Below are 18890 nucleotides of genomic sequence, written 5' to 3'. Positions count from 1 at the left end.
CCTGCTGCCTGATACATGCCACCACCGCTGGAGAATCTCATGCCGACTGTCCGACGACGTATTTTTCTCGGTGGGCTCACTTGTCTGGGCGCAGCTGCCGCCGGCGTTGTCCCTGCACCCTTGTGGGCACAGGCTGCCGTGAAGGGCAAGCTTGCGCCGAGATTGCGCATCGTCATACCAGCCGCCTCGCGCAGCACGCTGGACGAAGCGGGCCGTGCCCTCGGCGATGCCCTGGTCGGCCTGGGCCTGAGCGACGAGATCGAATACGAAAACAAGGAGGGGCACGGCGGCACCACAGGGCTGGCCTGGTATGCGGGCAAGTACGGCTCCGATCCCAATGCGCTTTTCATGGGCGACAGCAACCTGGTCGGCGCAGTGGCTTTGCAAAAACCAGCCGTGGACCTGACCCGGCTCCGCCCGGTGGCCCGCCTGACCAGCGACTACCTGGTGGTGGTGGTCGCCGGCAACTCGCCCATCAAGACCGTCAACGAACTGGCAGAGCGCCTGCGCACCAGCCCCAGGCTGACGCCCATGGCGATTGGTTCTGTTGGGGGGGCGGACCACGTGTTCGCCGGCCTGCTGGCCAAGTCGGCCGGTAGCCGCCCTGAAGACCCGGTGTACCTGCCCTTTGCCCGCAATTTTGAATTGGTGGATGCGGTATTGACCGGCAAGGCGGTGGCCGGCGTTTCCGGATACGGCACTTTCAGCGCAGAACTGGCGAGCGGCAAACTGCGCGCCGTGGGTGTGTCATCCAAGAAGACCAGCTACGGTGTGCGGTCCGTGCGGGAGCAGGGGCTGGACCTGGACATGGCGAACTGGCGGGCCGTCTTCACCGGCCAGGGCGTCACGCCCGCGCGCCAGTCGGAGATGGTTGAAGGCATCAAGGCGTCGCTGGCCTATGAGCTGTGGAAAAAAACGCTCAAGGAAAGTTATTGGGAGCAGTCCTGGCTGTCCGGGGCTGACCTCACCAACTTTATCGACTTTGATACCAAGACCACGCAGCTGATGATGCAGCTGCTCAAGCTCAAGGCTTGATAGCCACCGCAAGGGATATGGCTTATTGGTTGGCGCCCAGGGCCCGCGCGCGCTGGCGTGTGCTGGCCAATTCCGCGGTGTCTGCACCGGCTACCGGCCAGCCTGAAAGATGCTGCTGCGCCAGCTCGGCAAGCCCCGCAAGCCATTCATGGCTGTCGTTCAGGCAGGGGATGTAGCTGAACTCCTTGCCGCCCGCATGCAGGAAAGCCTCGCGGGCTTCCATGTTGATTTCCTCCAGCGTTTCGAGGCAGTCGCCGGTAAAACCGGGGCAAATCACATCGACCCGCCCGACACCTGCCTTTGCCAGGGCCACCAGTGTGGGCTCGGTGTACGGCTCAAGCCATTTGGCCTTGCCAAAGCGCGACTGGAAGGTGACCTTGTACTGCGTGGGCTGTAACCCCAGCTGGGTGGCCAGCAGCCGGGCGGTTTTATGGCATTCACAGTGATACGGGTCGCCCAGCTTCAACGTGCGCTCGGGCACCCCGTGAAAGCTCATGACCAGCTGCTCGCCGCGGCCGGCGGTGCGCCAGTGTTCGCGCACGCGTGCCGCCAGCGCGCTGATATAGCCGGGATGATCGTGGTAGTGGTTGACAAAGCGGAACTCGGGGATGCGGCGTATGTGCGCCGCCCAGGCGTAGACCGCATCAAAAACGCTGGCCGTGGTGGTGCCGCTGTATTGCGGATAGGCCGGCAGGATGAGAACGCGCGTGACGCCGTCAGCCTTGAGCTGGTCAAGCTGCGAGGCGATGGATGGATGGCCGTAACGCATGGCGTAACGCACCTCGACGGGCAGTCCGCGCACTGCCAGGTAACCGCGCAGCATGACGGCCTGCTTTTGCGTCCACACCCGCAGCGGCGAGCCTTCTTTCATCCAGATGCTGGCGTATTTGGCTGCGGACTTTTTGGGCCGCACGCGCAGGATGATTCCGTGCAGGATCAGCCACCAGAGCACTCTGGGGATTTCAACCACGCGCGGGTCGCTTAAAAACTCCGCGAGGTAGCGGCGCAATGCCGGTGCCGTCGCTTCATCGGGCGTACCCAGGTTGCAGAGCAGGACGGCCGTGCCGCAGGCCGTGGGCGTGGCCGGCGCTGCACCGTGCGTGAAGGGGGGCTCGGGGTTGAACGGCGTGATGATTTGCGAGCGAAAAGACATGGGTTATTCTCGCCTATCCCATTGACGCTGCCTATGCTTGACCTGTCCACCATAAAAGCCATCACACTTGACCTCGATGACACCCTGTGGCCCATCTGGCCTGCCATTGAAAGGGCCGAGAAAGCACTGGACGACTGGCTCAGCCAGCATGCACCGATGACCGCGGCGCTGTTTTCCAATCCGGCGGCGCGCCATGAGATCCGGGAGCACGTCACACGCTCGCGCCCGGAGCTCAAATACAACCTGAGTGCGATACGCCGGGAGGCGATACGGGTGGCGCTGTACCGCTCCGGCGAAGACCCGTTGCTGGCGGAAGCCGCGTTCAACGTCTTCTTTGAAGAGCGCAACCGGGTCACCTTGTTTGAAGACGCGGTGCTGGCGCTGGAATTCCTGTCCGGGCGTTACCCGCTGGTGGCGGTTTCCAACGGCAACGCGGACGTCGAACGAATCGGTATAGGCCGGTATTTCAGGGCGGCCATCAGCGCCCAGCAGTTCGGTGTGGGCAAGCCCGACCCGCGCATTTTTCATGCGGCAGCTGGGGCCGTGGAGGTACTACCCCAAGAAGTATTGCATGTGGGTGACGACGCCACGCTGGACGTGCTGGGCGCGCTTAATTGCGGCATGCAGACGGTGTGGGTGAATCGCTCCGACCAGATGTGGGCACACCCCGTGGTGCCACACGAAACGGTGACCACACTGACCGAGCTGTGCGATTTGTTCCCGCAGTGAACGGTTGACTTCAAGAGGGCGCTTGCGATGACACTCAAAATCTACGGCACAGCCGCTTCGCGCGCAGCGCGTCCCCTGTGGACGGCACAGGAAATGGGCTTGTCCTATGAGCATATTGCGTTGCCGTATGTGGGCGGCGCTACGCGCACGCCGGAGTTTCTCGCCATCAACCCGAACGGCCGCATCCCGGTAGTGGATGACGATGGGGTCCTGGTCTGGGAGTCCATGGCCTGTGTGCTTTACCTGGCCGAGCGATTCAAAAGCGCTGATGCACCCGGCCTTGCCGCGCAGAGTTCCGCGGAGCAGGCAGACATCCTGCGCTGGAGTTTCTGGGTGGTGACGGAATGCGAAAAAGACGCCCTGGCGTTCCTGATGCACCGCATCATGATGCCGGCAGAGCGCCGCAAGCCCCAGTTGGCCGAGGATGCCGAGCGGCATCTGCTGGGCCCGCTGCGGGTGCTCGAACAGCATTTGCAGTCGCGCAGCTACCTGGCGGGTGAACGCTTTACGGCGGCCGATATCTGCGTGGCTTCCGTGCTGGCGTGGATTCAGGGTGCTGCCAATCTAACGGCGCAATGCCCGGCAGTGGACGAGTGGCTCAAGCGCTGTCTTGCGCGGCCAGCCTACCGTGCGGTGAGATTGATGGCGAAAAGTGCCTGAAACCCATTGTGGCTGTGCGAAAGCAGCTATTTAATTGATAGCAATACGGGTGGTGTGACTGCAATGACCGCTAACCGCGGATGTGCCGGGGTAGATCAATGCAGGCGCTGCGCTGCTTCCAGCCCCGAGCGCACGGCGCCTTCGAGCGTGGCCGGATAAGGCCCGGCGATATAGTCGCCACAGGCATAAAGACCTGGTGCTACGTCGATTGGCGGGCGCAGCAGGCCCGGCGTGCAGGCAAAAGTGGCGCGCTTTTCCACGATGGTTTGCACCACCTGCAGGGTGTCCAGGCTCAGCTGCTGTGCCGCCTGCGCCAGCACCTGTGCAGCCAGCGTTGCGCCATCGCCCGTGCTGGCGCTGATCACAAAAGCCAGCAAGCCGGTGGGCCCGCCCAGTTGCCCACGGTCGAACACAAATTGCGCAGGAGCCGTCTCATTGGCGGGTAAGGCCAGCATGGGCTGCTGAAGGCGCACGCCTGCTGCCCAGGCGTAGACCGTGGTCAGCGCTTCGTGTTGAAGGCCTTTCACCTGCGCCAGCCAGTCGCCGGGTTGCAGGCCGCTGTCTTCCGCAAGCCGCGCCGCTTCATGGGGCGGGCAGGCCAGCACCACGCAGTCGAAGGCTGCGCTGATGTCGGTGTTGACCACCCAGCTGGAACCGAGGGGCGCAATGGATTGCACGCGGGCGCCCAGCCGCACGGTGCTGCCCTGGGCCGCCAGCCAGCGCAGGGCGGCGTCGGGCAGCAGCGCGCTGAGGTCGGCGCGCGGCAGCAAGAGGTTGGAACCGCCGCTTTCCGAAAACAGCGAGTCGTGCATAACGCGCAGGAAAACCTGGCCGCTGGCCCGCTCTGCAGGGGTGTTCAGCGCCGAGACGCAGAGGGGCTCGATCAATGAGGCCATGGCACCGGGTGACAGGCTGCGGCACAGGTCGGCCACCGACACGCCGGGGTCGCACTTGAATTTCGCGAGCTGCCAGCCAACGGCGACCTTGAGCATCGAAAGTTTGTCGGCCCAGGACCAGCCGCGCGCCAGGAGGATGCCGGCCAGCGCATCGAGGGGGGCCGGCAGTTGCGGAAGCTTCAGGCCGCTGCCGTCCGGAAACCGCAGCGTCAGCGGCAGCCGCAGCAAGGAAGTTTCTGCGTCGACACCCAGGTCCTTCATCAGGCGCAGCGTTTCGGCATAAGCGCCAATCAGGATGTGCTGGCCGTTGTCGAGCACGACCGGCTTGCCTGCCACAGTGCCGCCAACGCGGCGCGCCCGCCCGCCGGCGATGCGGGTGGCCTCAAACAACGTGACCTGATAACCCAGGCGCGTGGCCTCGACAGCCGCAGTGCAGCCGGCCCAGCCGGCGCCGATCACGGCGACTCTCATGACGGGCACGCTTGCAGGCCGGGGGTTGCGCGAGTTCCATACCAGCCGGGGCCGCGGGACTGGCTTTGCCAGACCGCAGGCGCAGCGCCCCCGCGGGGGGCTGCGAACCACACGAAGTGGGGAGCGTGGGGGCTCATTGGATTTTGCCGAAGGCCTGGGTCTTCCACGCTAACCAGAATTTGCGCAGCGGTGTGAGGCTGACGCGCTGGTGCAGCACCTGGTAGCCGTCGGCGGCGATTTCGCGCAGCAGGGTGCGGTAGATGCTGGCCATCATGAGGCCGGGTTTCTGGGCGCGGCGGTCGGCTTCGGGCAGCATGGCCAGCGCTTCGTCGTAAAGTGCCAGCGCGCGGTCGGTCTGGAATTTCATCAGCGCGCTGAAGCGGTCGGAGTACTGGCGCTTGAGGACCTCATGCGCCTTCACGTCAAATTGCTGCAGCTCGTTGACGGGCAGGTAGATGCGGCCGCGCATCGCGTCTTCGCCGACGTCCCGGATGATATTGGTGAGCTGGAACGCCAGGCCGAGTTTGTGCGCGTAGGCGGTGGTGGCTTCGTCGGTCTGGCCGAAGATGCGCGCCGCCACTTCGCCCACGATGCCGGCCACCAGGTGGCAATACTGCCGCAGGCCGGGAAAATCCAGGTAGCGGTTCTGCTCCAGGTCCATCTGGCAGCCGTCGATGACAGCCTGCAGGTGGCGCGCTTCGATGCGGTAAGTTGGGGCGTGCGGCATCAGCGCTTTCATCACCGGATGCGTCGGGGTGCCGGCATAGGCGTTTAGCACTTCGCCTTGCCACCAGGCGAGCTTGGTGCGCGCTACACCGGGGTCGGTGATTTCGTCGACGACATCGTCGATCTCGCGGCAAAAGGCGTAGAACGCGGTGATGGCGGCGCGCCGTTCCTTGGGTAAAAACAGGAAGGCGTAATAGAAACTGCTGCCGGATGCGGCGGCTTTTTGCTGGACATATTGCTCAGGCGTCATACGGTAATTGTCACATGGGACTTGTTGGCCGGATGGGTATCAGGATGCTTTGGGGGCAGTGCGTTCGGCGACGTAAAGCTTCAGCGCAAGCACCAAGGCAATCAGGACGACCCAGACGATCAATACATCGCCGAATTGCCAGAAGAGCCAGAGCGGAGAGCCTAATTGACCCAGCAAGGGCAGCAGGAACGGCTGCAGCCGCGGTGTCCAGAAACCAGGCCTGGACATGCAGGCCGATACCAGGGGATCGAAGCTGCCCGGATTGCATCCGAGGGCCTGCAGTATTTCGCGCGATACATACGTGCTCAGGAAGGGCGTGCCGAAGGCGATGCAAAACGCAATCAACCCCAGCAGCAGAATCCAGAAGCTGGATTGCAGAAAACGGTGCAAGGCCCGCCGGAAGGAAATTGCTGCCGGGACAGGCGCACGCGAAGTGGTCACGGGCTTGCGGGGGTTCTGGGCGGCATGGCGGCTCCAGCCGATGGCAACCAGCCAGGCCAGGATGAGCCCCCAGAAACTGCGCAGCAGCATGAAGGGGTAGTCCAGCGGCGTCTCTGCAGACAAAAAGGGTGTGAGCCTTGAGGCCAACGCGTTCTGGAGGAAGGAACACGTTCCGGCTCGCGGGTCTGCATGGAATTGGCAATTGAGGGCGGCCAGGGCCTGCTCTGCAATGACGCCGCCGATCAGCGCGAAGCTGATGCAAAAGAGAAAGAGGCCCCACACCAGCGCGCGATGGAGTCCCGAAGGAGGCAGTTTTGCCGGTGGCGTTGCCATGTGGCTTTCTGTGGGTTTGTTGATAGATCTGTCCGTCCCCGGTGAGATCCGGTTGTTTGCCTACATGAACAGCGCACGCCAGCCCATCACCAGCACATCCCGGGGGCCCAGCTTGGGGCGCCGCTGCAGGGTATTGAATCCCTGGGCCTCGATCTTCTCAAGGATGCGCAAGCCGCCTTGCACCACCAGGCGCAACTCCCAGCCGCCGCGGCCCGGTATTCTTTTCGTGAGTGGCAAGCCTTTTAGCATCGTAGCCCTTGCAGAGCGTGCGCAAGCAGCTATCAAATTGATAGTAGAGGGGTTGGCATCCAGCGCCAGCAGCTGCGCTTCGTCAACGCCGTGGCGGGTCCAGGCATCGGCCGGCAGGTAAATACGCCCGCGCGGAATGTCCACGCTGAGGTCTTGCCAGAAGTTGATGAGCTGCAGGGCGGTGCAGATGCAGTCGCTCATCTGCAGCGAGGCGGCGTCATGGATGCCGTACAGATGCAGCAGCAGCCGGCCCACGGGATTGGCCGAGCGGTTGCAGTAATGGAGCAGTTCGGCTTCATCGGCATAACGCTGCTTGATCACATCCTGCTCAAAAGCGCTGAGTAAATCGGCCAGCAGGTTTACCGGCAGCTGGAATTCCGCCATCATGGGCGCCAGCTGTGCAAACACCGGCGCCCAGCGAGGCGAGGGCGCCAGGCCTGTGGAGGCCGCCACCAGGTCGGCGCGGTAGGCGGCGAGGTCGGCCAGGCGTGCCGCCGGTGGGGCATTGCCTTCATCGGCGATGTCATCCGCCGTGCGGGCAAACCAGTAAATCGCCGCGATGGGCCGGCGCAGGCGCGGTGGGCACAGCAGCGACGCTACCGGGAAGTTTTCATAATGGGCCACGCCCTGGAGAGAAGGCGTCAGGGTGGCCGGCGATGGTGAGCCTGGGGTCATGCGGGCGATTGTCGCTTGACAAGCCTGGGCAATTACCCTAGATTACTAACCGGTCAGTCAGTAGCAGCTTCCTGACCCTTTTCCAGGCTCATTTTTTACCCTGCTCTCCAAGCGGGTTTCATCCCGATCAGATCATGAACAAAACCGTTTTCTCCCTGGTGGGCGCCGCCGTCCTGCTGGCAGCCTGTTCCAAACCCGCCCCGCCAGAAGAGCCGGTTCGCGCCGTCAAGGTGATCACTGTCGGGACCAACGCCTTTTCCTCCAGCCATGAGTATGCGGGCGAGGTCCGCGCCCAAGTGGAGTCAAGGCTCGGCTTCCGGGTTGCGGGCAAGATCATCAAGCGGCAGGCCGAACTTGGCCAGCGCGTCAAGGCCGGGCAGGTGCTTGCCAACCTCGATCCCCAGGATTACAAGCTCGCGGCCGATGCGGCCCGAGCGCAGGTCGCCGCCGCCGCCACCAACCGCGATCTTGCTGCCGCCGATTTCAAGCGCTACAGGGAGCTGAAAGAGCAGAACTTCATCAGTGGTGCCGAGCTTGAGCGCCGCGAAACCACGCTGAAGGCGGCCCAGGCGCAACTGGAACAGGCCCAATCCCAGCTGGCCGTGCAGGGCAACCAGGCCAACTACGCGGCGCTGGTTGCGGATGTGTCAGGGGTTGTCACCGCGATCGAGGCCGAGCCGGGCCAGGTCGTGACGGCCGGCGCACCGGTGGTGCGGATTGCAGCGGATGGTGTGCGTGATGTGGTGTTCTCTGTGCCCGAGGACAAGGTAGCGGCGATCAAGGTTGGCTCGCCGGTCAGTATTCGCGTGTGGTCCCAGACCGCCGAATTGACCGGAAAAGTGCGCGAAGTGGCGGCCAGCAACGACCCCGTCACGCGGACCTACACCGTCAAGGTTTCCGTTGACGCGAAAGAGCCGCCGCCGCTGGGCGCCACGGTGTATGTGGTGCCGCAGGCCGGCAGCGTGGTGGGTGCGCCGGTCATCAAGCTGCCGACAACAGCGCTGCGCCAGGAAGGCAAGGCCACGGCGGTATGGGTGGTTGACAAGGCCACCATGACTGTCAAGCCGCAACTCATTCAGGTTGCCACGGCAGACGGTAATGATGTGGTGGTGGCTTCCGGGTTGCAGCCCGGGATGCTGGTGGTGAGCGCCGGCGTGCATGTGCTCTCGCCGGGCCAGAAAGTCAGTATTTATCAGCCAAGTGTGGCTGTAGCCGGCGCCAGTCCGGCGCAAACGGCTATCAATTCTGTAGCAACACCCGTGGCGGCGCCGGCTGCCGCTTCCGCTGCTTCTGCCGCGAAGTGAGGACGGCATGACGCAACCCCACCCAGACAGCAGCGATGCTCCCGGCGAACTGGCTTCGCCCTCGACCCGTTTTAACCTTTCCAAATGGGCGCTGGATCATCCGGCGCTCACGCGTTACCTCCTGCTGGTGCTGATGATCCTGGGCTTTGCCGCCTACTTCCAGCTCGGGCAGGACGAAGACCCGCCTTTTACCTTCCGCGCCATGGTCGTGCGCACCTACTGGCCGGGCGCCACGGCGCAGCAGGTGGCCGAGCAGGTGACCGACAAGCTGGAGCGCACGCTGCAGGAAGCGCCTTATGCCGACAGGATTCGCAGCTACTCCAAGCCCGGCGAGTCGCAGATCATTTTCCAGATCAAGGACTCGTCCAAACCCGGTGATGTTGCCAACGTCTGGTATTCGGTGCGCAAGAAAATCGGCGACATGCGCGGCACACTGCCGGGCGGCATCCAGGGCCCGTTCTTCAACGACGAATTCGGCGATGTGTATGGCGTGATCTACGCGCTGGAAGCTGACGGTTTTAATTACGCCGAACTCAAGACCTTTGCCGACGATGTGCGCCAGCAGCTGCTGCGTGTACCCGACGTGAGCAAGGTGGAGCTGTTTGGCGTACAGGACGAAAAAGTCTACATTGAGATTTCGCAAAAACGCCTGGCGCAACTGGGGCTGGACCTGAACCAGGTGCTGGCGCAACTGGGCCAGCAAAACGCGGTGGAATCTGCCGGTGCGGTGCAGACGCCGCTGGATGTGGTGCAGGTGCGGGTGGCGGGCCAGTTCGAGGCGATTGAACAATTGCGCATCATGCCGATCCGCGGCAGCTCCGGCAACCAGCTGCAGCTGGGCGACATCGCCGAGATCAAGCGTGGCTATGTGGACCCGCCATCCGTCAAGGTGCACTACCAGGGCAAGGAGGTGATTGCGCTCGGCGTTTCGATGGCCAAGGGCGGCGACATCATCGCGCTGGGCAAGTCGCTCACGACCCTCTCGGACCGCATCGAGAAAACCTTGCCGGCCGGCATCAAGCTGGTGAATGTGCAGAACCAGCCAAAAGCCGTGTCGACCTCGGTGAACGAGTTTGTCCGCGTGCTGATCGAAGCCGTGGTGATTGTGCTGGCGGTGAGCTTCATCAGCCTCGGTTTCCACAAGCGTCCGCATAGCGGCCCCGGCCAGTTGCCGTTGTGGAAGCGCTATTACATCGACATGCGGCCCGGCCTGGTGGTGGGCATCACCATTCCCCTGGTGCTGAGCCTGACCTTTCTGGCCATGTGGTACTACGGTATCGGGCTGCACAAGATTTCGCTGGGCTCCCTGATCATCGCGCTGGGCCTGCTGGTGGACGACGCCATCATTGCCGTCGAGATGATGGTGCGCAAGATGGAGGAGGGCTACGACAAGGTGCGCGCCGCCACCTTCGCCTATGAGATCACCGCCATGCCCATGCTGACGGGTACCTTGATTACCGCCGCGGGTTTTTTGCCCATCGGCCTGGCCAAGTCCACCACCGGTGAATACACCTTCGCGATTTTTGCCGTGACCGTGATCGCGCTGGTGCTCAGCTGGATTGTCTCGGTGTATTTCGTGCCTTACCTGGGCACGTTGCTGCTCAAGGTGCCGCCGCATGTGCAGGAAGTGGCCGCCGGCCAGGACAGCCCGCACGAGATGTTCGACAGCCCGTTCTACAACACCTTTCGCAAAACGGTGAACTGGTGCGTGGAGCACCGCTGGATCACCATCGGCTCGACGGTGCTGATTTTTGCGCTGGGCATCGTCGGCATGGGCAAGGTGCAGCAGCAGTTCTTCCCTGATTCGAGCCGGCCCGAGATCATGGTCGATATCTGGTTCCCTGAAGGCACTTCCTTTGCCGCCAATGAGGCCACCGCCAGGCGGGTGGAGCAGCGCCTGATGAAGGAAGAGGGCGTCAGCTCGGTCAGTACCTGGCTGGGCTCGGGCGTGCCGCGTTTTTATTTGCCGCTGGACCAGGTCTTTCCGCAAACCAACGTCTCGCAAATGATTGTGCTGCCCAAGGACCTGAAGGTGCGCGAGTCGTTGCGCATCAAGCTCCCGGCCCTGCTGGCCACCGAATTCCCCGAAGTGCGCGGCCGGGTCAAGCTGCTGCCCAACGGGCCGCCCGTGCCTTACCCGGTGCAGTTCCGTGTGGTTGGCATTGACCCGCTGGTGCTGCGTGACCGCGCTGACGAGGTCAAGGCGGTGATGCGCGAGAGCGGCAACACCCGCGGTGTGAACGACAACTGGAATGAGTCGGTGAAAGTGCTGCGGCTGGAGGTGGACCAGGCCAAGGCGCGCGCGCTGGGCGTGACCAGCCAGTCGATTGCACAGGCTTCACGCACCATCCTGGCGGGCACGGCAGTCGGCCAGTTCCGTGAAGGTGACAAGCTGATCGACATCGTGTTGCGCCAGCCGCTGGACGAGCGCAACGCAATCACCGACATCGGCAACGCCTACCTGCCCACGGCTTCAGGCAAGTCGATTCCGCTGACGCAGATTGCCAAGCCGGTGTTCACCTGGGAGCCGGGCGTGATGTGGCGTGAAAACCGCGACTACGCCATCACGGTGCAGAGTGATATTGTTGAAGGCCTGCAGGGCGCCACGGTAACGCAGGAGTTGATGCCCAAGCTCAAGGCGCTGGAAGCCAAATGGCTGGACAAGGGCATGGCGGGCTACCGCATCCAGGTGGCCGGCGCGGTGGAGGAAAGCAGCAAGGGTTCGTCGTCGATCGTTGCCGGCTTGCCCATCGCGGGTTTCCTGATACTGACCCTGTTGATGCTTCAACTGCAAAGCTTCAGCCGGACCATGCTGGTCTTCGTGACGGGTCCATTGGGCATTGCCGGTGTGGCCGCTGCGTTGCTGCTGCTGGGACGGCCGTTTGGTTTCGTTGCCCTGCTGGGTGTGATCGCGCTGATGGGCATGATTCAGCGCAATTCCGTGATCCTGATTGACCAGATTGAACAGGATCGCGCCCGTGGCGTGCCGGCCTGGGACGCAATTGTCGAATCCGCCGTACGCAGGCTTCGGCCCATCGTGTTGACCGCCGCCGCGGCGGTTCTGGCCATGATCCCGCTGTCGCGCAGCGTGTTCTGGGGGCCTATGGCCGTCGCAATCATGGGTGGATTGGTTGTGGCAACGGTGCTGACCTTGCTGGCTCTGCCTGCCATGTATGCAGCGTGGTTCCGTGTCAAACGGGAAGACAAGCTGGAAGTTAAGCCACGCATGGGCGAAAAGCCACAGCCGGCCTGATTCTCTCCAGCCGTCGGTTCCGGACGAAAAACCGGGCCCGATAACGGCTAAAATAGAGAGTTGACCGATTTCAAGCGGGGATTCGGAGGTTTTTCGGATTCCCGTTTTTGTTTCCGGCGCGCGGGTGGCGAAATTGGTAGACGCACCAGGTTTAGGTCCTGACGCCAGCAATGGTGTGGGGGTTCGAGTCCCCCCCCGCGCACCACCCTGAGACCCGTGGGCACCTGTTGCCCCGTGCGCTCAGCCGTTGCGGAAATCCCGCAACATGCCAGGTGAAAACCTGTTTTGACTATTTTTGATCTTAGGAACCATCATGGCCGTGACTGTTGAAACCCTTGAAAAGCTCGAGCGCAAAATGACGCTTTCGCTGCCCGTCAACACCATTCAGTCGGAAGTTGACACCCGTCTGAAGAAGCTGGCCCGTACGGTCAAGATGGACGGCTTCCGTCCGGGCAAAGTCCCCATGAACGTGGTGGCCCAGCGTTACGGCTATTCGGTGCACTACGAAGTCATGAACGACAAGGTCGGTGAAGCTTTTGCGGTGGCCGCCAATGAAGCCAAGCTGCGTGTTGCCGGCCAGCCCCGCATCAGCGAAAAAGAGGGCGCGCCTGAGGGCGAACTGGTGTTTGACGCGGTGTTCGAGGTCTACCCTGAAGTCAAGATCGCCGACCTGTCGGGCGCCGAAGTCGAAAAGGTCAGTGCTGAAGTCAGCGACGCTGCCATCGACAAGACCCTGGACATCCTGCGCAAGCAGCGCCGCACCTTCGCCCAGCGCGCAGCCGATGCACCTGCGCAAGACGGCGACCGCGCCACCATCGACTTCGAAGGCAAGATCGATGGTGAGCCTTTCGCAGGCGGCAAGGCCGAGGACTACCAGTTCCTGATCGGCGACGGGCAGATGCTCAAGGAATTCGAAGACGCCGTGCGCGGCATGAAAAGCGGCGAAAGCAAGACCTTTCCCCTGAACTTCCCCGCCGACTACCATGGTAAAGACGTGGCCGGCAAGCAGGCCGATTTCCTCGTGACGGTCAAGAAAATTGAAGCCGCTCACCTGCCCGAAGTCAATGAGGCACTGGCCAAATCGCTGGGCATCGCTGACGCCACGGTCGAAGGCCTGCGCACCGACATCAAGAAAAACCTCGAGCGCGAAGTCAAGTTCCGCCTGCTGGCCCGTAACAAGAACGCGGTGATGGACGCGCTGGTGGCCAACGCCGAACTCGACCTGCCCAAGTCCAGCGTCCAGGCCGAGCTGGACCGCATGATCGAAGGCGCCCGCGCCGACTTGAAGCAGCGCGGCATCAAGGACGCCGACAAGGCGCCGATTCCCGAAGAAATCTTCCGCCCGCAAGCCGAAAAGCGCGTGCGCTTGGGCCTGGTGGTGGCTGAGTTGGTGCGCAGCAATGACCTGCAGGCCAAGCCTGAGCAGCTCAAGGCCCATATCGAAGAGCTGGCCGCCAGCTACGAGAAGCCGCAGGACGTGGTGCGCTGGTACCTGAGCGACAACCGCCGCATGGCCGAAGTCGAGGCTGTTGTGATTGAAAACAACGTGACCGACTTCGTGCTGGGCAAGGCCAAAGTCAGCGAAAAAACCATCTCCTTCGACGAGCTGATGGGCCAGAACTGATTCTTCAGCGCTATTGCTGACATTGGGGCTTGTGCTTTGCGGCACAGGCCCCAATTTCTTTGAGCTACGGCACAACGGCTCGCGAGTCTGTTGTCAGCCATCGCCGAAACTCCCTGAGGGAGTTTTTGGGTACAGTACAAACATCTCTGGAGAAAACATGATGGTCCGAAACAGTATTTACGGCGGCAGCTATACCGGCCCGCAAGCAGGCGCCCAGGATGCGCAAGGTCTGGGCATGGTGCCCATGGTCATCGAGCAGTCCGGCCGCGGCGAGCGCTCATACGACATTTACTCGCGCCTGCTCAAGGAGCGCGTGATTTTCCTGGTGGGGCCGGTAAACGACCAGACGGCCAATCTGGTGGTTGCACAGCTTCTGTTCCTGGAAAGCGAAAACCCGGACAAGGACATTTCCTTCTACATCAACTCCCCCGGCGGTTCCGTGACGGCCGGCATGGCGATTTACGACACCATGCAATTCATCAAGCCGGATGTCTCTACGCTCTGCGTGGGCATGGCGGCCAGCATGGGCGCTTTCCTGCTGTCGGCCGGCACCAAAGGCAAGCGCTTTTCGCTGCCCAATTCGCGCGTGATGATTCACCAGCCTTCGGGCGGCGCGCAAGGCCAGGCCACTGATATCGAAATCCATGCCCGCGACATCCTCAAGACGCGCGACCAGCTCAACCGGATCATGGCGGCCAACTGCGGTCAGCCGGTTGAAAAGATCGAACGCGATACGGAACGGGACTATTTCATGTTTGCGGACGAGGCGAAGGAATACGGCTTGGTTGACCAGGTCATTTCCAAGCGGCCCTAGTCGTCCAAAGCTCATCAGTTGCACTGCAACAACGGCGTTTTCTGTAACAGAAACGCCGTTTTTTTATTGGTTATCATTAGGTAACAGTTCCCCTCCAGGCTCCTTAAAGGCATCCCCCCAATGGCCGAGAAAAAAGGCTCCTCCAGCGAAAAGACTTTGCACTGCTCTTTTTGCGGTAAAAGTCAGCACGAAGTCAAAAAACTGATCGCTGGCCCTTCGGTTTTTATCTGCGACGAGTGCATCGATCTTTGCAATGAGATCATTCGCGACGAACTTCCAGCCGGTGACGACGTTCGTGAGACGCGCACCGACCTGCCCACGCCCTCAGAGATCAAGGGAACACTGGACGGCTATGTGATTGGCCAGGAACCGGCCAAGCGCACCCTGGCAGTGGCGGTGTACAACCACTACAAGCGGCTGCGCCACAAGGAAAAAGCCAAAAAAGACGATGTGGAGCTGACCAAAAGCAATATTTTGCTGATCGGCCCCACCGGTTCCGGCAAGACCTTGCTGGCCCAAACACTGGCGCGTACGCTGAACGTTCCCTTTGTGATGGCCGACGCTACTACGCTGACCGAAGCAGGTTATGTCGGCGAGGATGTCGAAAACATCATCCAGAAGCTGCTGCAGAGCTGCAACTACGAAGTTGAACGTGCCCAGCAGGGGATTGTCTACATCGACGAAATCGACAAGATTTCGCGCAAGTCCGACAATCCTTCCATCACGCGTGACGTGTCAGGCGAGGGTGTGCAGCAGGCGCTGCTCAAGTTGATTGAAGGAACGATGGCGTCAGTGCCGCCACAGGGCGGCCGTAAGCACCCTAACCAGGACTTTCTGCAGGTGGACACCACGAATATCCTGTTTATCTGCGGTGGTGCATTCTCGGGTCTGGAAAAGGTCATCGAGAACCGCACCGAAGCTTCCGGGATCGGTTTTGGCGCGGCCGTCAAAAGCAAGAAGGCCCGCAGCCTGACCGAAGCCTTCAAGGATGTCGAGCCTGAGGACCTGATCAAGTTCGGTCTGATTCCTGAACTGGTCGGCCGGATGCCGGTCGTGGCGACGCTGGCCGAACTCACGGAAGACGCACTCGTGCAGATCCTGACAGAACCCAAAAATGCCGTGGTCAAGCAATTCAGCAAGTTGCTGGCCATGGAAGGGGTTGATCTGGAAATCCGGCCCTCCGCACTCAAAGCCATTGCCCGCAGGGCGCTGGCCCGTAAAACCGGTGCGCGCGGCTTGCGTTCCATCCTGGAGCAGTCGCTGATCGACACCATGTTCGACCTGCCGAATGCCAGCAATGTGGATAAAGTGGTGGTGGACGAGTCCACAATCGAAGAAAACAAGGCTCCCTTGCTGGTATACCGCGAAGCGGCCAAGAAAGCCTGAGGACCACAAAGGCTGGCCGGAATGCTTGAAAAGCGCCTCCTGCGCCCCATGTCTGGGTTGATTGTGTTTCGCCGGGCCATGCAACTGGCTGCCACGGCCAACGTTTAAGGTTTATATGTCCGGACAAACTTCATTGCCTTCTACCCCCATCGACCTACCCCTCCTGCCATTGCGGGACGTGGTGGTTTTTCCTCATATGGTGATCCCGCTGTTCGTGGGTCGCCCCAAGAGCATCAAGGCGCTGGAGTCGGCCATGGAGGCCGAGCGCCGCATCATGCTGGTGGCGCAAAAGGCCGCTGCCAAGGATGAGCCTTCGGTGGAAGATATGTTCCAGGTGGGCTGTGTTGCCACTATCTTGCAGTTGCTCAAACTGCCCGACGGTACCGTCAAGGTCTTGGTGGAAGGGCAGCAGCGCGCCAGCGTGAACAAGATCGAAGAGGGCGAGCAGCATTTCACGGCCAATGTCACACCTGTAGAGCCCGTGGTTGTGATCGCCGGTGACAAAACCAGTGAGATCGAAGCATTGCGCCGTGCCGTGATGCAGCAGTTTGACCACTACGTCAAACTGAACAAGAAAATCCCGCCTGAAATCCTGACCTCGATCTCCAGCATCGACGATGCAGGACGCCTGGCCGACACGATCGCCGCGCACCTTCCCCTCAAGCTGGATGCAAAGCAGGTGATTCTGGATCTTGACAATGTCAAGGCCCGGCTTGAGAACCTGTACGAACAGCTTGAGCGTGAGGTCGACATCCTCAATGTCGACAAAAAAATTCGTGGACGCGTCAAGCGCCAGATGGAAAAGAATCAGCGCGACTTCTACCTCAACGAGCAGGTCAAGGCCATCCAGAAGGAACTGGGCGAAGGCGAAGAGGGGGCGGACATCGAAGAGATCGAGAAAAAGATCAAGACCGCCAAGATGCCGCAGGAAGCGCGTAAAAAGGCCGAGAGCGAGCTCAAGAAGCTCAAGCTCATGTCGCCCATGTCGGCCGAGGCAACCGTGGTACGCACCTATATCGACGTGCTGACCGGCCTGCCGTGGAGCAAAAAGACCAAGATCAAACACGACCTGGGCAACGCCGAGAACGTTCTCAATGAAGACCACTATGGTCTTGAAAAAGTCAAAGACCGCATTGTTGAGTATCTTGCCGTGCAGCAGCGCGTGGACAAGCTCAAAGCTCCTATCCTGTGCCTGGTTGGGCCTCCGGGGGTTGGTAAAACCTCCTTGGGCCAGTCGATCGCCAAAGCTACGGGCCGCAAGTACGTGCGTATGGCCTTAGGTGGCATGCGCGATGAAGCCGAAATCCGCGGCCATCGCCGTACCTATATTGGTGCCTTGCCGGGCAAGGTTCTGCAGAGCCTGACCAAGGCTGGCACGCGCAATCCGTTGTTCCTGCTGGATGAGATCGACAAGCTGGGCACTGACTTCCGTGGCGACCCGTCCAGCGCGCTGCTGGAGGTGCTCGACCCTGAGCAGAATCACACCTTCGGTGACCACTATGTCGAGGTTGATTTCGACCTGAGCGACGTGATGTTCGTGGCTACCTCGAACTCGATGAACATTCCGCCGGCCTTGCTGGACCGCATGGAGGTTATTCGCCTGTCCGGTTACACCGAAGACGAAAAGACCAGCATCGCGATGCGTTATCTGTTGCCCAAGCAGGTCAAGAACAATGGCGTGAAGGATGAAGAGCTCGAAGTGCAGGAGCAGGCCGTGCGCGACATCGTGCGTTACTACACACGTGAAGCTGGCGTGCGTTCGCTTGAGCGTGAACTCTCCAAGATCTGCCGCAAGGTGGTCAAGGGTATCCAGCTCAAAAAGATGACGCCCAAGGTCGTCGTGACGCCCGATAATCTCAACGATTTTCTGGGCGTGCGCAAGTTCAACTATGGCCGCGCCGAACAACAAAACCAGGTCGGCCAGGTGGTGGGGCTGGCGTGGACGGAAGTCGGTGGCGACTTGCTGACGATTGAGGCTGCCATGATGCCCGGCAAGGGCGTGATCACGCGTACGGGATCGCTGGGCGATGTCATGAAGGAATCCGTTGAGGCCGCACGTACGGTGGTGCGCAGCCGTTCCAAGGTTCTCGGCATCAAGGACGAGATGTTCGAAAAGCGCGATATCCATATCCACGTACCGGACGGTGCAACACCCAAGGACGGTCCGAGCGCGGGCGCCGCGATGACCACCGCTTTTGTCTCCGCGATGACGGGTATACCTGTGCGCGGTGATGTGGCCATGACGGGCGAGATTACTTTGCGCGGCGAGGTCACGGCCATCGGTGGGCTCAAGGAAAAGCTGCTCGCTGCCTTGAGGGGCGGCATCAAGACGGTGCTGATCCCCGAGGAAAATGCCAAGGACCTGCAGGAGATTCCAGACAACGTTAAAAGCGGCCTGGAGATCGTGCCGGTGAAATGGATAGACCAGGTGTTGCAGGTCGCGCTCGAGCGCCAGCCTGTTCCGCTGACCGACGAAGAAGCCGCTGTTGTTGCGCCGGTTGCTGCGGTTCCGCCTGCGGAAGCAGCAGGGACGGTGAAACATTAATAAGGCCTTTCGCAAAGTTTTTTGCGGCTTTTGGAAAAGCCCAAAAAACTACGCTATAATTTGAGGCTGTAATCGCGGGAGTAGCTCAGTTGGTAGAGCGCAACCTTGCCAAGGTTGAGGTCGAGAGTTCGAGACTCTTCTCCCGCTCCAATTCAAAGGGCAGCACTTTAAAAATGCTGTCCTTTTTCATTGGGGGTTTCGTTGGATTATTCGGTAAAGCCGTTGGGCTTTATCAGGCAGACAGAATACGGCGCGGTAACAAAGCGGTTATGTACCGGATTGCAAATCCGAGTAGGTCGGTTCGACTCCGGCCCGCGCCTCCATCACAGCTCCCTGCAACCAGCCC

The 18890-nt window shown here is 61.3% G+C and carries 14 protein-coding genes and 3 tRNA genes; 12 read left to right on the top strand and 5 right to left on the bottom strand.

Translation table 11 applies throughout. The annotated features are described in order from the left end of the window. The first annotated feature begins 39 nt into the window (after positions 1-39). Positions 40-1035: a tripartite tricarboxylate transporter substrate-binding protein gene (locus AC1DYR_RS02415; protein ID WP_477703673.1), complete on the top strand. Its 996-nt coding sequence runs from the start codon at positions 40-42 to the stop codon at positions 1033-1035. Between the two features lie 22 nt (positions 1036-1057). Here AC1DYR_RS02415 and hemH read toward each other — a convergent pair whose 3' ends face one another. Further along, positions 1058-2188 carry a ferrochelatase gene (gene hemH, locus AC1DYR_RS02410; RefSeq protein ID WP_477703672.1) on the bottom strand — a complete coding sequence of 377 codons (1131 nt, stop codon included), beginning with the start codon at positions 2186-2188 and terminating at the stop codon, positions 1058-1060. A gap of 33 nt (positions 2189-2221) precedes the next feature. Between hemH and AC1DYR_RS02405 the strand changes: the two genes are divergently transcribed. After that, positions 2222-2917, top strand: a complete 696-nt coding sequence (locus AC1DYR_RS02405; RefSeq protein ID WP_477703671.1) for an HAD family hydrolase — start codon at positions 2222-2224, stop codon at positions 2915-2917. A gap of 27 nt (positions 2918-2944) precedes the next feature. Next, the gene (locus AC1DYR_RS02400; protein WP_477703670.1) at positions 2945-3577 is read left to right on the top strand and encodes a glutathione S-transferase family protein; all 633 of its coding nucleotides are present in this window, start codon (positions 2945-2947) and stop codon (positions 3575-3577) included. Between the two features lie 95 nt (positions 3578-3672). On the opposite strand, the gene hpnE is transcribed toward AC1DYR_RS02400, so the two are convergent. The 4 genes from hpnE to hpnC all read right to left on the bottom strand — a co-directional run bounded on the left by hpnE (position 3673) and on the right by hpnC (position 7618). Then, entirely contained in the window at positions 3673-4944 is a 1272-nt protein-coding gene (hpnE, locus tag AC1DYR_RS02395) for a hydroxysqualene dehydroxylase HpnE (protein WP_477703669.1), read from the bottom strand. 133 nt (positions 4945-5077) lie between these two features. After that, positions 5078-5920, bottom strand: a complete 843-nt coding sequence (gene hpnD, locus AC1DYR_RS02390) for a presqualene diphosphate synthase HpnD (RefSeq protein WP_477665732.1) — start codon at positions 5918-5920, stop codon at positions 5078-5080. Between the two features lie 39 nt (positions 5921-5959). Continuing rightward, positions 5960-6694 carry a hypothetical protein gene (locus tag AC1DYR_RS02385; RefSeq protein ID WP_477665733.1) on the bottom strand — a complete coding sequence of 245 codons (735 nt, stop codon included), beginning with the start codon at positions 6692-6694 and terminating at the stop codon, positions 5960-5962. 60 nt (positions 6695-6754) lie between these two features. After that, entirely contained in the window at positions 6755-7618 is an 864-nt protein-coding gene (gene hpnC / locus AC1DYR_RS02380; RefSeq protein WP_477703668.1) for a squalene synthase HpnC, read from the bottom strand. A 134-nt stretch (positions 7619-7752) separates the two neighbouring features. On the opposite strand from hpnC, the gene AC1DYR_RS02375 reads away from it, so the two are divergent. The 9 genes from AC1DYR_RS02375 (at position 7753) to AC1DYR_RS02335 (ending at position 18867) form a co-directional block, all read left to right on the top strand. Continuing rightward, the gene (locus AC1DYR_RS02375) at positions 7753-8922 is read left to right on the top strand and encodes an efflux RND transporter periplasmic adaptor subunit (RefSeq protein ID WP_477647656.1); all 1170 of its coding nucleotides are present in this window, start codon (positions 7753-7755) and stop codon (positions 8920-8922) included. Positions 8923-8929: 7 nt separating this feature from the next. Next, positions 8930-12175: an efflux RND transporter permease subunit gene (locus tag AC1DYR_RS02370; RefSeq protein ID WP_477703667.1), complete on the top strand. Its 3246-nt coding sequence runs from the start codon at positions 8930-8932 to the stop codon at positions 12173-12175. A 118-nt stretch (positions 12176-12293) separates the two neighbouring features. After that, a tRNA-Leu gene (locus AC1DYR_RS02365) sits at positions 12294-12380 on the top strand. Between the two features lie 108 nt (positions 12381-12488). After that, on the top strand, positions 12489-13799 hold the full coding sequence (gene tig / locus AC1DYR_RS02360) for a trigger factor (RefSeq protein WP_477703666.1): 1311 nt from the start codon (positions 12489-12491) through the stop codon (positions 13797-13799). A 157-nt stretch (positions 13800-13956) separates the two neighbouring features. Continuing rightward, the gene (gene clpP, locus AC1DYR_RS02355) at positions 13957-14613 is read left to right on the top strand and encodes an ATP-dependent Clp endopeptidase proteolytic subunit ClpP (protein WP_477703665.1); all 657 of its coding nucleotides are present in this window, start codon (positions 13957-13959) and stop codon (positions 14611-14613) included. Between the two features lie 120 nt (positions 14614-14733). Continuing rightward, entirely contained in the window at positions 14734-15999 is a 1266-nt protein-coding gene (clpX, locus tag AC1DYR_RS02350) for an ATP-dependent Clp protease ATP-binding subunit ClpX (protein ID WP_457280299.1), read from the top strand. Positions 16000-16114: 115 nt separating this feature from the next. Then, positions 16115-18544 carry an endopeptidase La gene (gene lon / locus AC1DYR_RS02345; RefSeq protein ID WP_477703664.1) on the top strand — a complete coding sequence of 810 codons (2430 nt, stop codon included), beginning with the start codon at positions 16115-16117 and terminating at the stop codon, positions 18542-18544. Positions 18545-18618: 74 nt separating this feature from the next. Continuing rightward, positions 18619-18694: transfer RNA gene (locus AC1DYR_RS02340), tRNA-Gly, on the top strand. A 99-nt stretch (positions 18695-18793) separates the two neighbouring features. Continuing rightward, positions 18794-18867: transfer RNA gene (locus AC1DYR_RS02335), tRNA-Cys, on the top strand. Positions 18868-18890 lie beyond the last annotated feature (23 nt).

The sequence above is a fragment of the Polaromonas sp. P1_F9 genome, assembly GCF_056405615.1.
The sequence above is the reverse complement of the archived record's forward strand: the minus strand, read 5'-3'. Positions and strand labels throughout refer to the sequence as shown.